The 17,167-nt window shown below is 59.5% G+C and carries 15 protein-coding genes; 2 read left to right on the plus strand and 13 right to left on the minus strand.

The annotated features are described in order from the left end of the window. Positions 1-27: 27 nt before the first annotated feature. The 7 genes from narI to modA all read right to left on the minus strand — a co-directional run bounded on the left by narI (position 28) and on the right by modA (position 9,106). Positions 28-708, minus strand: coding sequence for a respiratory nitrate reductase subunit gamma (narI, locus tag BMX91_RS10615; protein ID WP_092053587.1), 681 nt, complete (start codon positions 706-708; stop codon positions 28-30). Further along, positions 701-1,267: a nitrate reductase molybdenum cofactor assembly chaperone gene (gene narJ, locus BMX91_RS10620; RefSeq protein WP_092053591.1), complete on the minus strand. Its 567-nt coding sequence runs from the start codon at positions 1,265-1,267 to the stop codon at positions 701-703. Before narJ ends, narI begins: the two co-directional genes overlap by 8 nt. Beyond that, positions 1,260-2,846 (minus strand): nitrate reductase subunit beta, encoded by a 1,587-nt coding sequence (narH, locus tag BMX91_RS10625; protein ID WP_092053595.1) that lies wholly within the window; start codon positions 2,844-2,846, stop codon positions 1,260-1,262. The genes narJ and narH overlap by 8 nt, the downstream gene beginning before the upstream one ends. Further along, complete coding sequence (locus tag BMX91_RS10630; RefSeq protein WP_092053598.1) at positions 2,836-6,516, minus strand: nitrate reductase subunit alpha; 3,681 nt, start codon at positions 6,514-6,516, stop codon at positions 2,836-2,838. Before BMX91_RS10630 ends, narH begins: the two co-directional genes overlap by 11 nt. A gap of 489 nt (positions 6,517-7,005) precedes the next feature. After that, the gene (locus BMX91_RS10635; protein ID WP_092053602.1) at positions 7,006-7,656 is read right to left on the minus strand and encodes an ATP-binding cassette domain-containing protein; all 651 of its coding nucleotides are present in this window, start codon (positions 7,654-7,656) and stop codon (positions 7,006-7,008) included. 5 nt (positions 7,657-7,661) lie between these two features. Beyond that, entirely contained in the window at positions 7,662-8,345 is a 684-nt protein-coding gene (modB, locus tag BMX91_RS10640) for a molybdate ABC transporter permease subunit (protein ID WP_092053606.1), read from the minus strand. Next, positions 8,342-9,106 carry a molybdate ABC transporter substrate-binding protein gene (modA, locus tag BMX91_RS10645; protein ID WP_092053611.1) on the minus strand — a complete coding sequence of 255 codons (765 nt, stop codon included), beginning with the start codon at positions 9,104-9,106 and terminating at the stop codon, positions 8,342-8,344. The genes modB and modA overlap by 4 nt, the downstream gene beginning before the upstream one ends. A gap of 155 nt (positions 9,107-9,261) precedes the next feature. Here modA and BMX91_RS10650 point away from each other — a divergent pair, with 155 nt between their 5' ends. After that, positions 9,262-9,687: a hypothetical protein gene (locus BMX91_RS10650; RefSeq protein ID WP_092053615.1), complete on the plus strand. Its 426-nt coding sequence runs from the start codon at positions 9,262-9,264 to the stop codon at positions 9,685-9,687. Further along, entirely contained in the window at positions 9,684-11,525 is a 1,842-nt protein-coding gene (locus BMX91_RS10655; protein WP_092053619.1) for an SEC-C metal-binding domain-containing protein, read from the plus strand. The genes BMX91_RS10650 and BMX91_RS10655 overlap by 4 nt, the downstream gene beginning before the upstream one ends. 58 nt (positions 11,526-11,583) lie before the next feature. Here BMX91_RS10655 and BMX91_RS10660 read toward each other — a convergent pair whose 3' ends face one another. The 6 genes from BMX91_RS10660 to trpD all read right to left on the minus strand — a co-directional run bounded on the left by BMX91_RS10660 (position 11,584) and on the right by trpD (position 17,167). Beyond that, positions 11,584-12,573 carry a DUF4003 family protein gene (locus BMX91_RS10660; protein WP_092053623.1) on the minus strand — a complete coding sequence of 330 codons (990 nt, stop codon included), beginning with the start codon at positions 12,571-12,573 and terminating at the stop codon, positions 11,584-11,586. Between the two features lie 159 nt (positions 12,574-12,732). Continuing rightward, complete coding sequence (gene trpA, locus BMX91_RS10665) at positions 12,733-13,521, minus strand: tryptophan synthase subunit alpha (RefSeq protein ID WP_092053626.1); 789 nt, start codon at positions 13,519-13,521, stop codon at positions 12,733-12,735. Continuing rightward, positions 13,514-14,740 (minus strand): tryptophan synthase subunit beta, encoded by a 1,227-nt coding sequence (trpB, locus tag BMX91_RS10670; RefSeq protein ID WP_092053629.1) that lies wholly within the window; start codon positions 14,738-14,740, stop codon positions 13,514-13,516. Before trpB ends, trpA begins: the two co-directional genes overlap by 8 nt. Further along, a complete protein-coding gene (locus tag BMX91_RS10675; RefSeq protein WP_092053633.1) occupies positions 14,740-15,357 on the minus strand; it encodes a phosphoribosylanthranilate isomerase in 618 nt (205 codons plus the stop codon). The genes trpB and BMX91_RS10675 overlap by 1 nt, the downstream gene beginning before the upstream one ends. Continuing rightward, positions 15,354-16,142, minus strand: coding sequence for an indole-3-glycerol phosphate synthase TrpC (gene trpC / locus BMX91_RS10680; RefSeq protein WP_092053638.1), 789 nt, complete (start codon positions 16,140-16,142; stop codon positions 15,354-15,356). Before trpC ends, BMX91_RS10675 begins: the two co-directional genes overlap by 4 nt. Then, positions 16,139-17,167, minus strand: a complete 1,029-nt coding sequence (gene trpD, locus BMX91_RS10685; RefSeq protein ID WP_092053642.1) for an anthranilate phosphoribosyltransferase — start codon at positions 17,165-17,167, stop codon at positions 16,139-16,141. The genes trpC and trpD overlap by 4 nt, the downstream gene beginning before the upstream one ends.

Here is a 17,167-nt window from a genome sequence, read left to right on the forward strand (position 1 = left end):
CGATCGGCGTCTATTCTTCCCTTCAGCTTAATTCACCTTATGCCTCCTGTACAGGATGTAACTTCTGCCGACATACGATAGCGGGGCGCTCCAGACGTGGACAAGGCGCGTGAACGGCCAAAGCGCGAAAATGAGGAAAGCAGCCAATATATGGATCTGGAATGACACCGGAACGCCCATCATGTACGAAGGATCCGGCCGCAGGAGGAACAGGTCGCGGAACCAGACGGAGATCGTGTCCCGGTAGTCGAACGCCGGATTCACGGCGTTTGTCACGACCGTCGCGTACATCCCCATGAAGACGATCATCAGCAAAAGCGTGTTGACGATCATGTCGCTCGCGGAGCTGAGCTTTCTCACGGCCTTGATCGAGAAACGGCGGAACGTCAGGATGAACATCCCGAGAAGCGTGACCAGCCCGAAGAACCCGCCGATCCAGATGGCGCCGAGGTGGTACATGTGATCATTGACACCCACTGCCCTCATCCATTCCTTCGGGATTCCAAGTCCCGAGATATGGCCGAGGATGACCGGGATGATCCCGAGGTGGAACAGGAGGCTCCCGATCACAAGCTGTTTTTTCTCGATGAATTCACTGGATTTTGCCGTCCAGTGGAATTTGTCCGTCCTGTAGCGGAGGATGTGCCCCACCACAAACACCGCGATGCAGATATAAGGGAAAATCACCCACAGAAACTGATCAACCATGAGCCGGCGCCTCCTCTAAACACGCTTTAAATGTTTCCCGCAGCCCCTTGATGAGGTGGAAATACGGACTTTCCTCCTTTTCGAGTGCTTTCATCAGGTGGTAGGTGCCGTCTTCGAGGACTCCCATCAGGATCCGGAAACTGTCGGGCGTGCGCGGGTCATCCAGCCATTCGGCGGCATAGAGGAACTCGCACATGAGCGGCAAGTAGTCGGACAGCTCCTCGTCCGGCATCTCAAGGCCGTACATCTCGTAGAGCACTTTCAGCTTCGCGAGCATCTGTCCGCGCTCGCGGGCATCCTCGAACTTGAACCAGGTCATATACAGCGCGCAGTCCTCCTCAAAGTCGAATGTCGAGGTGTACATTTCCCTGAGTTCGTCGAGGCTGAAGCGGTGGATTTCCTCCCAGTACCGGAGCACATGGTTACGCGCCGGGTGGCCGGGGCCGAATGCCTCTGCGACCTCATCAGGATGGAAATCCCGCTTTTCCGGCCATGTCAGATGGTTGGCGAAAAATCCGAATGAATCTTTGAACGTATACAGCTTCCTGTTGTCAATCACGCCAGATTCCCCCGTAGAAGTTCTCTTCGTAGATTTCCTTGCCGGTCTTTGTTTCCGTGCCGGCTCCCGGGCTCGCAGGTCCGCAGCCGTCGCATCCCGCGCCGCCGGTACCCATCGCGCCGAGGCCCATCGTGTCACCGCCGAATCCGGCAGACCCCTGCATGTCATAGGTGTTCATCCGGTTCTCCTTGTGGGAAGTCGGGATGACAAAACGGTCGTCGTACTTGGCGATCGCGAGCAGCCGGTACATCTCTTCGGTCTGCAGGGCGGTGAGTCCGACACGCTCAAGCCGCGACTCGTCGAACTCCCTGCCGGAGGAAAGGGCCCGCATGTACTGACGCATCATCGCCATGCGTTGGAGCGACCCCTTGACCGTCTCCGTGTCGCCCGCCGTCAGCATGTTCGCAAGGTACTGGACCGGCGTGCGCATCTCCTCGATCGCCGGGAAAATCATGTCCGGGTTCTTGATCGAGTCCTTGCCCTCGAAGTAGTTCATGATCGGCGAGAGCGGCGGCACGTACCAGACCATTGGAAGCGTACGGTATTCCGGGTGGAGCGGGAATGCGAGCTGGTGCTCGATTGCAAGCTTGTAGACCGGCGAGTTCTGAGCGGCCTCGATCCAGTCCTCCGTGATGCCGTCGCGGCGCGCCTGCGCGATCACTTCCGGATCGTGCGGGTCCATGAACAGATCGCACTGCGCGCGGTACAGGTCTTTTTCGTCCGGCGTCGAAGCGGCTTCGAGAACCCGATCCGCGTCATACAGAAGGACGCCGAGGTATCGGATCCGTCCCGTGCATGTTTCCGAACAGACCGTCGGCAGGCCTTCCTCGATCCGCGGGAAGCAGAATGTGCACTTTTCTGCCTTGTTCGTCTGCCAGTTAAAGTAGACCTTCTTGTACGGGCAGCCGGTCGTGCAATAGCGCCAGCTCCGGCACGCTTCCTGGTCGACGAGCACGATGCCGTCCTCGTCGCGTTTGTAGATCGCCCCGGCCGGGCAGGACGCCACGCAGCTCGGGTTCAGGCAGTGCTCACAGAGACGCGGCAAATAGACCATGAACGACTTCTCGAAGTTGAATTTGATCTCTTCCTCGATTTTCTGGATGTTCGGGTCCAGCGGGCCGGTCACATCGGCGCCGGCCAGGTCGTCCTCCCAGTTTGAGCCCCATTCCAGATCCATCTTCTCGCCCGTCACTGCAGAGTAAGCACGGGCGACCGGCGGGTGCTCCCCTTCGCCAGCGGTGACGAGGTGGTCGTAGTTGTATGTCCACGGCTCGTAGAAGTCGCGCATCTCCGGCATGTCCGGGTTGTAGAAGATCTTCCCGAGCGCCACTTTCGACAGGCGGTTCCCCGACTTCAGCTCCAGGTTGCCGTTGCGGAGCTGCCAGCCGCCCTTGTACACTTCCTGGTCCTCCCAGCGCTTCGGGTAGCCGATTCCCGGCTTTGTCTCCACGTTGTTGAACCACATGTACTCCGCGCCTTTCCGGTTTGTCCAGGTCGTTTTGCAAGTGACGCTGCATGTGTGGCAGCCGATGCACTTGTCCAGGTTCATCACCATTGCAATCTGAGCTTTAATCTTCAAGCCAGTTGACCTCCCTTTTCTTCCTGATCATGGCGTATTCGTCACGCTGGTTTCCGATCGGCCCGTAGTAGTTGAATCCGTAGCTGAGCTGGGCGTAGCCGCCGACCATCTGCGTCGGTTTCATATGGATGCGCGTCGGTGCGTTGTGGCTGCCGCCCCGCGTGTCCGTGATTTCCGACCCCGGCGTCTGGATGTGCCGGTCCTGTGCGTGGTAGGCGAGCAGCGTGCCCCGCGGAATCCGGTGGCTTGTGACCGCGCGGCACGTGAGCGCGCCGTTCCGGTTGTACACTTCAATCCAATCGTTGTCCGATATGCCGTGCTCCGCCGCTTCCTCGTTGTTCATCCATGCAACCGGCCCGCCGCGGAAAAGCGTCAGCATGTGCAGGTTATCCTGGTACATCGAGTGGAAGTTCCACTTGCCGTGCGGCGTCAGATAACGCAGGACAAGCTTGTCTTTGCCGCCGCGCACTTCCTTGTCGCGCGGCCCGAACACCATCGGAGGAAGCGTAGGCTTGTAGACCGGAAGCGCCTCCCCGTACTGGAGAAAGATCTCATGGTCGATATAGAAGTGCTGGCGCCCGGTGAGCGTCCGGAACGGCACAAGGCGCTCGATGTTTGTCGTGAACGGCGAGTATCTGCGGCCGGCTTTGTTGGATCCGCTGAACACCGGTGTCGGGATGACTTCACGCGGCTGGGCGGTGATGCTCTGGAATGTAATCCGCTCCGCCGCGCGCTCCGCCGAGATGTCGGCAAGTTCCACGCCGGAAAGCTTTTCCGCTTCTTTGTAGGCCTTCTGCGAAAGGCGCCCGTTTGTCGCGGACGACAGATGAAGCACCGCATCCGCCGCCTGGCGCGCCGTTTCGACCTTTGGCAGTCCGCTCTTGATCGACTCGTCGTGATAGACGCCGTTGATGCGCTTCAATTCCTCGTATTCTTCTGCTGCCGAGAAGCTGACACCGTGCGCACCGGTCTTGCCGACCTGAAGGTTCGGGCCGAGCGTGATGTACTTGTCGTAGATTTTCGTATAGTCACGCTCGATGATGCTCAGGTTCGGCATCGTCTTGCCGACGACCGCCTCCACTTCCCCCTTTGCCCAGTCGCGGACAAGGCCGAGCGGCTGCGAGATTTCGCTTTCTGAGTCGTGGTTCAGCGGTGTGCTGACAAGGTCTTTGTAAACACCCGGCAGATGCGTCTGGGCCATGCCGGAGAACACCTGCGCCAACCTGCGGAAGATATCCCAGTCGGTTCGGGATTCCCAGAGCGGGTTGACCGCCGGGTTGAACGGGTGGACGAACGGGTGCATGTCGGTCGACGACAGGTCGGTCTTTTCGTACCACGTCGCGGCCGGCAGCACGATGTCCGAATGGAGCGGCGTGGTCGTCATCCGGAAGTCGAGCGAGACGAGAAGATCGAGCTTGCCTTCCACTTCGTCGCGCCAGACGATCTCCTCCGGCTTCACTTCCTCGTTCGGCCTCGCCATGAGCGCGTCCGCCGTGCCGAGCAGGTGCTTCATGAAGTATTCTTGCCCTTTTGCGGAACTCGAGATGAGGTTCGAGCGCCAGACGAACATTGTTCGAGGGAAGTTTTCCGGCGCTGCCGGGTCCTCGATTGCGAACTTGACTTCGCGGCTCTTGATCTGATCGGCCGCACGCCCGATGATTTCCTCATTTGTCGTCTTGCCTTCGCGGGCCGCCTCTTCGGCAAACAGCAGGCTGTTCTTATTGAACTGCGGATAGCTCGGCAGCCATCCGAGCCGCGCGGCCATGACGTTGTAGTCGGCCGGGTGGCGGTAATCCAGTTTGTCGGCGAGCGGCGACTTCAGTGATTCGGTGTCCCCTTCCTCGTAACGCCACTGTTCGGTGCCGAAGTAGAAGAACGACGTCCCGTTCTGGAGGCGCGCCGGTCCCTGCCAGTCTTTTGCAAAGGCAAGCGTTGACCAGCCCTCGATCGGGCGGCACTTTTCCTGGCCGACATAATGTGCCCAGCCGCCGCCGTTGACGCCTTGGGAAGCGGTCAGGATGACGAGGTTCAGGATCGAGCGGTAGATCGTGTCGGAGTTGAACCAGTGGTTGATGCCTGCGCCCATGATGATCATCGAGCGGCCGCCCGTATCCAGTGCGTTCTGGGCAAACTCCCGGGCGATCTGTGTCACGACCGATGCCTTGACGCTGGTGATGCGCTCCTGCCATGCCGGCGTGTAATGGGACTCGGCATCGTCATAGCCCTTTGCGTCATAAGGGTTGTCTGTCCGGCGCACGCCGTATTGGCTCATCATGAGGTCATAGACGGTTGCCGCGTATTGCTCCGTGCCGTCTGCGAGCCGGACTTTCCTCGCCGGGATGACGCGGCGGAATGTGCCGTCGCCGGATTCATCGAAGAACGGGAACTCGATTTCCTTCCATTCTTCTCCGTGGCCCTCGACGGACAGTGCCGGCTCGATGCGCGTCCCGTCCTCTTTATCGAGGATCAGGTTCCACTTGCCGTCCTTTTCCCAGCGCTGGCCCATCGTCCCGCTCGGCACGACGAAATCGTCCGCCGCCTCGTCGAAGATCACCGGTTTCCACTCGGCGTTTTTCGTATCACTCCCGAAGTCACTCGCGCGCAGGAAGCGCCCTGCCTTCAGCGAGTCGTTATGCGGGTCGAGCAAGATCATGAACGGCATGTCCGTGTACTGCTTCGCATAGTCGATGAACATCTTTTCTTTGCGCTCCTGATAGAACTCGCTCAGGATGACATGGGTCATCGCCTGCGCAAGCGCGGCGTCGGTGCCCGGGTGCGGCGCGAGCCAGTTGTCCGCGAACTTCACGTTCGCGGCAAGGTCCGGCGCGACCGAGACGACCTTCGTCCCCTTGTAGCGCACTTCGGTCATAAAGTGGGCATCCGGCGTCCGCGTGAGCGGCACGTTCGAGCCCCACATCATCAGGTAGCCCGCGTTGTACCAGTCGGATGATTCCGGTACGTCCGTCTGCTCGCCCCAGATCTGCGGCGAGGAAGGCGGAAGATCCGCGTACCAGTCGTAGAATGACAGCATTTCCCCGCCGAGAAGCGAGATGAACCGTGCGCCGGACGCGTACGAGATCATCGACATTGCCGGAATCGGCGTGAATCCGGCAATCCGGTCCGGGCCGTACTTGCGGATCGTGTAGATAAGCTGTGCCGAAATCAGTTGCAGCGCGTCATCCCAGGCCACGCGGATGAGCCCGCCCTTGCCTCGGACACGCTTGTAGCTCATCGCCTTTTCCGGGTTTTCAACGATGCTCGCCCATGCATTGATCGGATGGCCGTCGTTTTCCGCGAGAGCCTCGCGCCACAGCTTCCACAGCCGGCCGCGCATGTACGGATACTTCACCCGGTGGGGGCTGTATTCATACCAGGAGAAGGTCGCCCCGCGCGGACAGCCGCGTGGCTCGAATTCTGGCATGTCCGGGCCGCAGGACGGATAGTCGATCTGCTGGTTTTCCCAGGTGATGACCCCGTTTTTCACAAACACCTTCCAGCTGCAGGAACCGGTGCAGTTGACGCCATGCGTCGTTCGGACGACCTTGTCATGGGACCAGCGCTGGCGGTACATGTTCTCCCAGTCCCGGCTTTTCTCCTCAAGGACCGACCAATTCCCCGAGTAGCTTTCCACCGGCTTGAAGAAGTTCAGGCCATATCTTCTCTTTTTCATTCATCCGACACTCCTTTTTGGACAGGACAATTGGGCAGAATGCTAGTGATACTATTCTGATAGTTTCATTATGGAGGTTTGTGCCATTCCTTCCCATTAGGGAAAGACCTATCGGGCGGCGGGAATTCCCTTTATTGGGGGGAGCGGCGGGGACTATCTTATAAACGGGGGCAGTACGTCAGGATAGCTGTCGGGGTCCGGTCGTGCTTATTTCAAGTTTGGGCGCAGTATTGCAACTTCCGGTTCCTTACCGCAAATCGGGAAAGAGGAATACGGACTTACAGCTGGCGGTCCGGACTTGGACGCCGTAATTCGGACTTAGACACCGGATTCCGGACTTACAGAGTCGATTTCGGACTTACGCATGAGGTTTCGGACTTACAACCTTGATTCCGGACTTAGGCTCCACATTCCGGCCTTACACAGGGTTGCTCCCCCATCTCCATCCCGCCCATTCTGCGCAACTGAAAATAAAAAAGCCTCCCTTCTTCAAAGGGAAGCTTCAGGTATCGGGAGTTCGGCCATCCGGCCTTTCTCGATCCGGACGATGCAGTCCGCGGTGCGGCGGGCTTCGTCCATGCTGTGGGTGACCATGAGAACAGGAATCTGCCAGTCCCGATGGATGCGCATCAGTTCGTTCCGGCAGCGCAGCCGGGTTTCGTCGTCGAGCGCGGAGAACGGCTCGTCCAGCAGCAGCAGTTCCGGTTTCATCGCGAGCGCACGCGCCAGTGCCGTTCGCTGCTTTTCACCGCCGGAGATTTCATGCGGATACTTGTCCATGAGCGGACGGATGCCGAGCAGCTCGGTAAGTTCCTTCACATGGAGCGGCTCGGGCTTTCCCGGAAGCCCGAACAGGATGTTCTCACGCACCGTCATATGGGGGAAAAGCGCATAGTCCTGGAACAGGTAGCCGACACGACGCTCCTGGATGCGGAGCGGTTTCCGGCCTTCTTCCGCAAACACACGACCGCCAAGCTCAATCCGTCCCGAATCCGGAGCGACCGTGCCCGCCAGACAGTTCAGGAAGGTTGTCTTGCCTGATCCTGATGGACCCACGATCGCGACGATTTCCCTGTCCATCCTAAATTCGGCCTGCAGATCAAACTGCGGCAGCCGTTTGTTAAATTCCGCTTTCAGCACCGCCCTCACTCCCTTCCCCGTCTTCTTGAGGTCTTTCTGCGCCATCCGTTCAGCCAGGTGATTGCGGCAAGGCCGAGCAGCGTGATAAGGACGACCCAGAACATCGCCTCGCCGGTTCGTCCCGCCTCATAGGAAAAGTAGATGGCAAGAGGAACGGTGACAGTTTCGCCCGGGATGAACCCGGCAATCATGAGCGTCGCCCCAAATTCACCGAGGCCCCGGGCGAACGCGAGGACGAGTCCCGCCAAAATGCCCGGCCAGGCAAGCGGGAAGGTCACTTTACGGAATATCCTCCATTCGCTGACGCCCATCGTACGGGCGACATTTTCCCATCTCGGGTCAACTTTATCAAACGCCGCCTGCACGCTCTGGTACATCAGGGGCAGTGACACGACGAACGAAGCGATCACCGCGCCGATCCATGTGAAGACAATCCGGATGCCAAACCAGTCCTCCAGCAGGCGGCCGATGGGCCCGTTTACGCCGAACAGCATGATCAGTCCGAATCCGACGACGGTCGGAGGCAAGACGAGCGGCAGCAAAATCATCGCTTCTGCCGCACTTTTCCCGGGGAATTCCCGGCGTCCCATAACCCGGGCGAGGGCAATCCCCGTGACCGCAGCGAGCAGCGTGGACAGGAAGGCGACGCGGAGCGACAGCGCGAGCGGCGAAAGATCCGGAACCGTCACTTGCCGCCCTCCGGCAGAGCGAAGCCATGGTTTTCAATAACCTTCCTGCCTTCATCGCCTGTCAGCACTTCTATGAAGGCCTCAGCGGCAGCCTGGTTTTCCGCCTGTTCCGCAACCCCCGCCGGATAAACGATCGGGGTATCGCCGGACGGGAGCTTCCCCACAACCTCCACTTTTTCCGAAATGGCAGCATCGGATTGATAAACGATACCGAGATCCGCATTCCCGCTTTCCGCATATGTCAGCACCTGACGGGCGTCCTTCCCGTAGACGAGATGACCGTCCAACCCGTCCCACAATCCTGCTGCAGCGAGGGATTCCTTCGTATAGATTCCAAGCGGCACACTGTCCGGCTGGCCGACGGCAATATTGCCTTCAGGATTCCTCAGAAGGTCTGTGACATCACCATCAACAGTGTCTGCCGAAACGAGGACGAGCCCGTTTTCCGCGAACGGGATGACGGTATCGGCATCTATGAGCCCCGCATCCGCAACCTTATCCATATCGGCGCTGCTTGCAGACAAAAACAGATCGAATGGGGCGCCCTGCTCGATTTGCGCACGAAGTTTCGTAGAGGAACCGTAATTGATGACGAGCTCGGTGTCGGGGTGCAACTCCGTGAACACCGGCTCCAATGCCGCGACCACATCCATCAGACTGGCAGCAGCCGAAATTCGGAGTGTCTCTTTTTCTTCCGCATCCGATGTTTTGCATCCGGCCAGAAGCAGTGTGGCTGCGGCAAGCGCAATGATCCGTTTCATTCCCGTTCCCCCTTTTCTTAAAAAGTAGTCGAGCCCGACCGGCTTGTCAAACTCTCTCAGGGAATTCCCTCTATCCCCGGGAAAGCTCCCCCGTCTCCCGGGAATTCCCTTTTCCCTGTGCTATAATGATAGAAAAATCTGAAAGGGTGGACAATATGCCGGGACCTGCACTAAAGCAACTCCATGCCCATCATGCAATCCATCAGGGGGCACTCACAGGCGCCATCCAGAAAACCGATGAAGTCAAACGCCTCCTGAAGGCCGGGGAAGACGAGGTCGCGAAGATGGCGGCAGACCACCTCCTCGAATATTGGGAAACCCGCATCATTGCCCATGCGGATGCCGAGGAAGATGGCTTCTATCAGGAAATGGTCGGATTGCACCCGGAGCTGGAGCGCGCAGTGATCCAGCTGACCCGCGACCACGACCTGATGAGGACGATGGCGAAGGACATTAAGCGTATGCTCGCGGAAGATGGCCTGACCCCGGATGTCATGCAGCAGTTCGAGGCGCTGATCGTGGTCGATGACATCCACAGCCGTGACGAAGAACGCATGCTGCTGGATGAGCCGAACCGATGAGGGCACAGGAGCAGAAAGCTGTCGTCGGGCGCAATGACCCGTGCCCCTGCGGCAGCGGCAAGAAATACAAAAAGTGCTGTGGTGCCGAAAAGGACCGCGACCGTATGGAGCGGGAAATCGACCAGGACATCGGACGGATCCTGGAAGGCTTTTTCGCCGCCCATCCGACCCCTTCAGAACTGCAGGAGCTGACCGCCATGCGCCGCGATGAAGGCGAAGTGCTCGCGTCCCTCCATGGGGAAGAAGAGGCCGGCATGATCCTCGGTGACTTATACTTTTTCCAGAAGCGCGCCGATATCTGGAACGACTATATCCGGAACGCAGCAGAGAAAGAAAGCCGCGGGAAGGTCCGGACAATTCTGGAGAACTTCCTGGATCCCCTGCTCCTCGCCCTCCGTGTGAAAAAAGCGGACATGCACACCGTCAGCGTTGAAGATGTCCTGTCGGGCGACAGCTTCCACCTTATTGCCGCCCCGTCCATCCGTGCCCGGGCGGGCGATGTGCTGATCGGCTTTTTCGTAAGAGACTCAAGAGGCGAAAACCGAATACTTCCGCTTAACAGCCTCGTCACCGCGGAAGGCGCGGAAGAGGAGACCATTGGGAAATTGCGCCAGGCCGCTTCAGGCCAAGACGCCCAAACCTTTCTCCGGGCGCATCCCCTTGCCGCCTACAGACTGTTCGGCCATGTCATCGAAGAAACCGCTCTGCCGGAAAGCATCTCCGGGGCAACAGAGGCGCTCGAGCGCTTCATGATCGATGAAGACCTGAAAGATGATCGCATCGTTGAGGGGTTCTTCCATTTTCTCGGCAGCAAGGGAGACGTCACGGAAGGCGCCATCGCAGGTGCGGTGTGGCATGGCATCCGCTCCGGCGCATTCAGTCTCAACTGGTCGCTCGCCGAGACCGCCGGCCATTTCGGGGCGGACCCGGACACCGCCCGGCTATTCGCACAGGATTTTGGCCGTTTCATGGATGAGGCAGCAGCACACGAAGACAGTGAGACCCCCGTTTACGCACTTGGGGCCGGAACCGATCCGATGCCGGCAGAGTTCAGCAACTGGCAGATGTTCATGCACCTGAAAGATGCGGAAGTCACAGACGAAAAAGCGCTGCGGCGCCTCATGGAAGCTTACGAAGATCAGCCATACATGCCGCGTTCCGCCAAAGAGGAAGCCCAGGTCCGTGCATATGAGGCCTATCTTGCAAAAGACCGGGAGCTGCGTCAGGAAAAGGCAATGGAAGCCCTGCGGCTCGATCCGGAAAATGCCGATGCCCTCATGCTTTTGGCGGAGCGGACGGAAGACCCGGAAGAGCAGCTCGCCATTTTGCGTCGCGCGGCCGCTTCCGCTGAACAGCAGTTTGAGCCCGACATCGAAATCGCCTGGGGATATGTGCCGAACCGGCAGTACCTGCGCGCAAGGTTCCGGATCGCCGTCAGCCTCTGGGAGGAAGGGCGGATGGAGGAAGCATTCGATGAACTCTATGCCCTCCTCCGTGCAAACCCGGGTGACCACCAGGGGGCGCGCTACGTCGCGCTGTCGGCTCTTATCTCCCTCGGACGGCTGGACGAAGCGGAAAGCCTGATCGTCCATTACGAAGAACCCGATGCGGACAATGCCTTCTTTGCCTGGTTCCGCTGGGCGATCGAACGAAAACGGAACCTGCTCTCCCCGGCTGCGGAAGGCGCGTTCAGGATTGCGGAAGAGCAAAACCCATACACCGTGAAATATGTCCGCAACCGACCCGAACGCGACCCGTATCCGAAAAACACCGCAATTACGCCACGCTCTCCGGAAGAGGCGCGGCTCATCTGGACACTGCTTGAAAAGACCCTGTAACGAACGAATCCCGCACCGCCTGGCATGGCGTTGCGGGATTTGTGCTTTTATTGACCTATCAGGAGCCGCCGTCTCCGCCGCCACCGGCCGAAGCTGCCGCTGCAGCTGCAGCGGCGCCGCTCGATGCCATGATCGCCTGTTGGGCGCGCAGCACCTGCTCCACGGAAGCCGCGATGCCGATGTGGGCCGCCTGCTCTCCAGTAGTCATTTCCATGAGCACCGACTGGATAGCCGCAGACAGCGCCATTTCTTTGTACCAGCGGAACAGTTTCATCTCGGACAGGGCCTTGGCAGCCTCTACAATTCGGTCAATCTGGGACTGTTCCACGTGAAACACTGTAAGAAGCCCAATTGCCGGGTAGTGAATCGGCTTGACTTTCAGACCCTCCGCTTTTAACCGGTTACGGATTTCGGAGGCCTCTGCAGACCGGTTTTCTTCGTAATCGGCATTACCGTAGGTGACTGTCTGTGACATCCACTGAAGCTCGTTTCCGAACCTGAAACCGCGCACTTTAAGATCCTGGTAATAGCGGTGCATCACGTCAGCAAGCTCCGACGGGCTGGTTGCCTGGCTGCCGAGCAGCACGGCAAATGTATAGTCATCGTCGGATGTCAGGAAGCGGTGCCTCCGCTTCATCTCATCATAGAGCATCTTCCCGGCAATCGCCTCACGGCGGGCCTCCCCTTCCTCATCCGACAGCAATGTCGCCGCCAAGTAGGAATGGATCGTGTTTCTGAAGCCGAGTCCGTGGAGGATTTCCTGCTTCTCGAACAGATCTTCCGCCATTTCAGTCGCACCATCTCCCGATACGTCGAGCAATGCCGAGATCAGCGGGTGGAACTGGCCCCGTACCGGAGAAAAGAGGCCTGAACGTTTTTTCAGCGCATCTGCGACTTCACGGAGCCTTCGCGCATCGAACTCCTTTTCTCCAAGTGCGTAGATTCCCGCAATCGACAGCAGCACCCGCTTGTCGACCGTCCAGCTGAACAGGTCAACGAGTTTCGGATAAATCATCTCATAGCGGTTTTTGATCATGGCCGTTTCCATTCGGATCACTCCTCTTGACTGATATATACGTGCTAGTGCCGCAGGAGTTTCATTTTATATATGATAGCAGCCATAGACAATAAACAGTTGTTTCGGGCTCCCATACAGTTCAGCATACCCAAAAGGGCATCCCGCTCACCCGGGATGCCCTTCAAATGATTATTCTGCCGGTACCGCAATGTCTTTCGCGGAGCCGATCAGTTTTTGGATCGGTTCCTTGTCCCCGCGGTGCAGGGCGTCAACGATGGCGCTGCCGACGATGACACCGTCCGCCAAGCGGCCAAAGTCGCGAACCTGATCCGGCGTCGAGATGCCGAAGCCGGCAAGTACCGGAATGTCCGCGATGTCTTTCAGCCGCTCGAGCCGGCCATCGGTCGTCCCGCCGAAACTGTCGCGGACGCCGGTGATACCATCTACCGTGACTGCGTAAATAAAGCCTTCCGCCGCTTCCGCGATTTTCCGGATGCGGTCTTCCGGAGCGGACAGCGGAATCAGACGGATCAGGTCGATGCCGTTCATCCGGAGGCAGTCTTCAAGCGGTTCGCTTTCCTCGAACGGCACATCCGGTACGATGACACCGGCAATTCCGGCCTCCTGGCAGTCATTTGCAAATCCGGCCATGCCGTAGCTGAGCACCGGGTTCAGGTAGGTCATGAAGATGATCGGGATGTGCACTTCGTCCCCGATTGCTTTCACTTCCTCGATGACCGCCTTTAGCGTTGTGCCGGCGCCGAGTGCGCGGAGACCCGCTTCCTGGATGACCGGTCCGTCCGCAGCCGGGTCGGAAAACGGGATGCCGAGCTCGACTGCCGTCGCGCCCGCTTCCTGAAGGAACAGGAGATCTTCCTTGAGGCGGCCGAGTCCGCCGTCGCCCGCCATGATGTACGGGACAAATGCACAGCCGCCGGCTTCACGGGCCTCAAGAATCGCTTTTGTGATCTCAGACATCTCCGTTTCCTCCCTTCAGCGCTTCGCGCACGGTGATGACGTCTTTGTCGCCGCGTCCGGACAGGCATATGACAACAATCTCTTCAGACGACATGCCGGATGCAAGTTCCACCGCATAATGCACGGCATGAGAACTTTCCAGCGCCGGCAGAATGCCTTCCTTCCGGCTCAGCATTTTGAGCGCTTCGAGTGCCTGCTCATCCGTGACCGATGTGTAGGTCACGCGCCCGGTGTCGCGGAAGTGGGAGTGCTCAGGGCCCGCGCCCGGATAATCGAGCCCTGCCGAGATGGAATGGGCCTCCTCGATCTGGCCCGCTTCATCCTGCAGGAGGTACATATAGGCACCGTGGAGTGCGCCAGGACGTCCGCCGGTCAGCGCTGCTGCATGCTTGCCGGTTTCCAGTCCGCTTCCCGCGGCCTCGACGCCGTAAAGGGCGACGGCCTGATCCTCCACGAACGGATGGAACATGCCGATCGAGTTGCTGCCGCCGCCTACACAGGCTACGACCGCATCAGGCAGACGGCCTTCCTTTTCGAGAATCTGGCGCCGGGTCTCGACGCCGATCACCCGCTGGAAGTCGCGGACAATCTCCGGAAACGGGTGCGGCCCCAGTGCGGAACCGATGACATAATGCGTGTCGGAGACGTTCGCGACCCAATAGCGGAGCGCCTCATTTACCGCGTCCTTGAGCGTGGCGGATCCCTGGCTGACCGATACGACCGATGCGCCGAGAAGCTCCATCCGGAAGACGTTCAACTCCTGGCGCCGGATGTCCTCCGCGCCCATGAACACGATGCACTCCATGTCCAGCAGCGCGCAGGCGGTCGCAGTGGCCACGCCATGCTGGCCCGCTCCGGTCTCTGCAATGATTTTCGTCTTGCCCATCCGCTTGGCGAGAAGCGCCTGGCCGATCGCATTGTTGATCTTGTGCGCACCGGTATGGTTCAGGTCTTCACGCTTCAGGTAGATTTTCGCGCCTCCCGCAGCTTCCGTCAGCCGTTCCGCGAAGTACAGTGGGTTTTCGCGCCCGACATAGTCCTTCAGGTAGTGGTCCAGCTGTTCGACAAAAGCCGGGTCTTCCTTTGCCTCCCTGTACGCTTCCTCAAGTTCGAGGAGCGCCGGCATGAGTGTTTCAGGTACGAATCGGCCCCCGTATTCACCGTAGCGTCCGGCTTTGTCCGGTGCACTGTATGCTTGCTGTTCTGTTGTGTTCACCATCAGGCCTCTCCCCTTTCCTTCACGGCACGGATAAACCTGCGGATCAGCTCCGGGTCTTTCCGCTTTTCCAGTTCCACACCGCTCGATACGTCCAGCGCAAATGGTGTTGTCTGTCTGACCGCATCTGCCGCATTGCCGGCGTTTAGTCCGCCGGCGATGATCGTCCGTTCACGCGGGATGCCCGCATCGGCCAGAAGCGACCAGTCGAACACGTTCCCGCTGCCGCCGCGGAAGTCGGTGCCCGGCGCATCGAACAAGTAGTAATCCACGTCATATTGGGCCGCCCGGCGGACGTCCTCCGCCGTCCGGACAGAAAATGCCTTGATCGACGGCAGGCCGATCTCCCGGATCTGCTCAGGTGTCTCGTCACCGTGGTACTGGACATAATCCAGCGGAACATTCCGGTAGACGGTCTTCAGTTCGGACGCGTCAGCATTTACGAACACGCCGACTTTCATGACGTGTTCCGGCACACGTGCCGCCAGTTCCGCGGCCCATTTCATATCGATGCGCCTGCGGCTCGGGGCGAAGACGAAGCCGATGGCATCCGCCCCCGCGTCGACGGCGGCTCTTACATGCTCGGCTTCCATCAGCCCGCAGATTTTCACCTTTGTCATGGCCGGACCACTCCCTTTGCTTCCCGGTAGGAGAGGATCGCCGAGCCCGGGTCGCCGCTCCTCATGAGCGACTCCCCGACAAGGATGGCGTCCGCGCCGTTTTCCCGGACGCATGCGGCGTCCTCCGCCGACATGATTCCGCTTTCCGAGACCAGGTAGCGTCCCGGCTTTTTGCCGGCGCGTGCCGCAAGCCGCTCCGTGTTGCCGAGGTCGACATGGAACGTCTTCAAGTCGCGGTTGTTGATGCCGATAAATGAAGGATCCAGCTCAAGCGCGCGGTCCATCTCCTCTTCGTCATGCACTTCGACAAGGACATCGAGACCCGCCGACTCCGCGTAGCCGTGCAGCTCCCGGAGCCGTTCCTGCGGCAGCGCCGCCACGATCAGGAGAACGACGGAAGCCCCCGCCTGGAGCGCGCGGTCAATCTGCAGCTCATCGATGATGAAGTCTTTGCAGAGGATCGGGATCCTGACCGTTTCCGCCACAGCGGCCAAGTCTTCGTAAGATCCCTTGAAAAAGGCTTCTTCTGTCAGGACCGAGATGCAGGATGCCCCTGCCTGTTCATAGCGCAACGCCTGCTCCGCCGGGTCTGCGTCTGCGTTGATGATGCCTTTAGACGGAGAGGCCCGCTTTACCTCGGCGATGACGGCCAGGCCGTCCTGTGCGGAAATGACGTCCGAAAGCCTTGGCCTCCTGTGCCGGATGGATGGTGTTGCAGGGACTTCAGCCCGCAGGGAAGGAAGCCGCTTCCGCTTTTGTTCAAGGATATCGTCCAGGATCGTCATGGCGTGACCGCCTCCTCTGCTTGTTGGTGGAACCGGATAACGGATTCCAGCTTTTCCGTCGCTTTTCCGGACAGGATGATGTCTTGGGCGAGTTCTACGCCTTCCCTTGCCGTTTCCGCGCGTCCTGCGGCAAACAGGCCCAGACCTGCATTGAATGCGACAGCATCGAATTTCGGGCCGCGGGCGCCGCCAAGGACTGAGCGGAGGATTTCCGCATTTTCCCGTCCGTCACCACCCCGCAGTGCGGAGAGCGGCGCGGACTGGAGGCCCACGTCTTCCGCCTCGAGCGTGAATGGGATCAGGTCGCCGTGGTCCAGCAGAACGAAATCATTCTGCCCTGCAAGCGAGGCCTCATCCATCCCGCCGGCGCCGCAGACAACAATCGCGCGCTTGCGTCCCTGCATGCGGAGGACCGATGCATAGCCCATCGTGAAATCCTTCCGGCTGATGCCGGTGAACTGGGACTCCAGCGGTACCGGGTTCGTAAGCGGTCCCGTCAGATTGAAGATCGTGCGCCGGCCGAGGCGGGAACGCACACGCCCGATGCGCTTCATCTTCGGATGAAGGCGCGGCGCGAAAAGGAATGCGATGCCTTCCTCACGCAGCTGTCTGGCCGCCTCTTTCATGTCCTGTTCGAGCCCGATGCCGAGTGCTTCCAGGACGTCGGAGCTGCCCGACCGGCTGGAGATTTTCCGGTTGCCGTGCTTTGCGACCGGAACGCCCGCCGCCGCCAGGACGAACGCCGACGTCGTGCTGATGTTGAAGCTGTCCGAGCCGTCACCGCCCGTTCCGCAGTTGTCGGTATACGGAGCTGCCGGCACGTCCGGAGCGATCGCCATGCCCCGCGTCACCTCGGCAAGCGCAGCCACCTCATAGGCCGTCTCTCCTTTGTCGGCAAGCGCTGCAAGGAAATCGCCGACTTCCTCTTCCGGCGTGCGCTCATCGAACATGAACAGCGCGGCCTCCGTCATCTCCTCGTAGTTCAGATCGTTTCCGTTCCGTACTTTCTGTGTGAACTCTCTCAT

It is taken from the genome of Bhargavaea ginsengi, from assembly GCF_900109165.1.
GTDB classification, from domain to species: Bacteria; Bacillota; Bacilli; order Bacillales_A; family Planococcaceae; genus Bhargavaea; species Bhargavaea ginsengi.

Bases quoted from the DNA above. Each gene is read 5' to 3' on its own strand.
- narI (WP_092053587.1), bottom strand. From the start codon at position 708: ATGGTTGATCAGTTTCTGTGGGTGATTTTCCCTTATATCTGCATCGCG.
- BMX91_RS10630 (WP_092053598.1), bottom strand. From the start codon at position 6,516: ATGAAAAAGAGAAGATATGGCCTGAACTTCTTCAAGCCGGTGGAAAGC.
- modA (WP_092053611.1), bottom strand. From the start codon at position 9,106: ATGAAACGGATCATTGCGCTTGCCGCAGCCACACTGCTTCTGGCCGGA.
- BMX91_RS10650 (WP_092053615.1), top strand. From the start codon at position 9,262: ATGCCGGGACCTGCACTAAAGCAACTCCATGCCCATCATGCAATCCAT.
- BMX91_RS10655 (WP_092053619.1), top strand. From the start codon at position 9,684: ATGAGGGCACAGGAGCAGAAAGCTGTCGTCGGGCGCAATGACCCGTGC.
- BMX91_RS10660 (WP_092053623.1), bottom strand. From the start codon at position 12,573: ATGGAAACGGCCATGATCAAAAACCGCTATGAGATGATTTATCCGAAA.
- trpA (WP_092053626.1), bottom strand. From the start codon at position 13,521: ATGTCTGAGATCACAAAAGCGATTCTTGAGGCCCGTGAAGCCGGCGGC.
- trpB (WP_092053629.1), bottom strand. From the start codon at position 14,740: ATGGTGAACACAACAGAACAGCAAGCATACAGTGCACCGGACAAAGCC.
- BMX91_RS10675 (WP_092053633.1), bottom strand. From the start codon at position 15,357: ATGACAAAGGTGAAAATCTGCGGGCTGATGGAAGCCGAGCATGTAAGA.
- trpC (WP_092053638.1), bottom strand. From the start codon at position 16,142: ATGACGATCCTGGACGATATCCTTGAACAAAAGCGGAAGCGGCTTCCT.
- trpD (WP_092053642.1), bottom strand. From the start codon at position 17,167: ATGAGAGAGTTCACACAGAAAGTACGGAACGGAAACGATCTGAACTAC.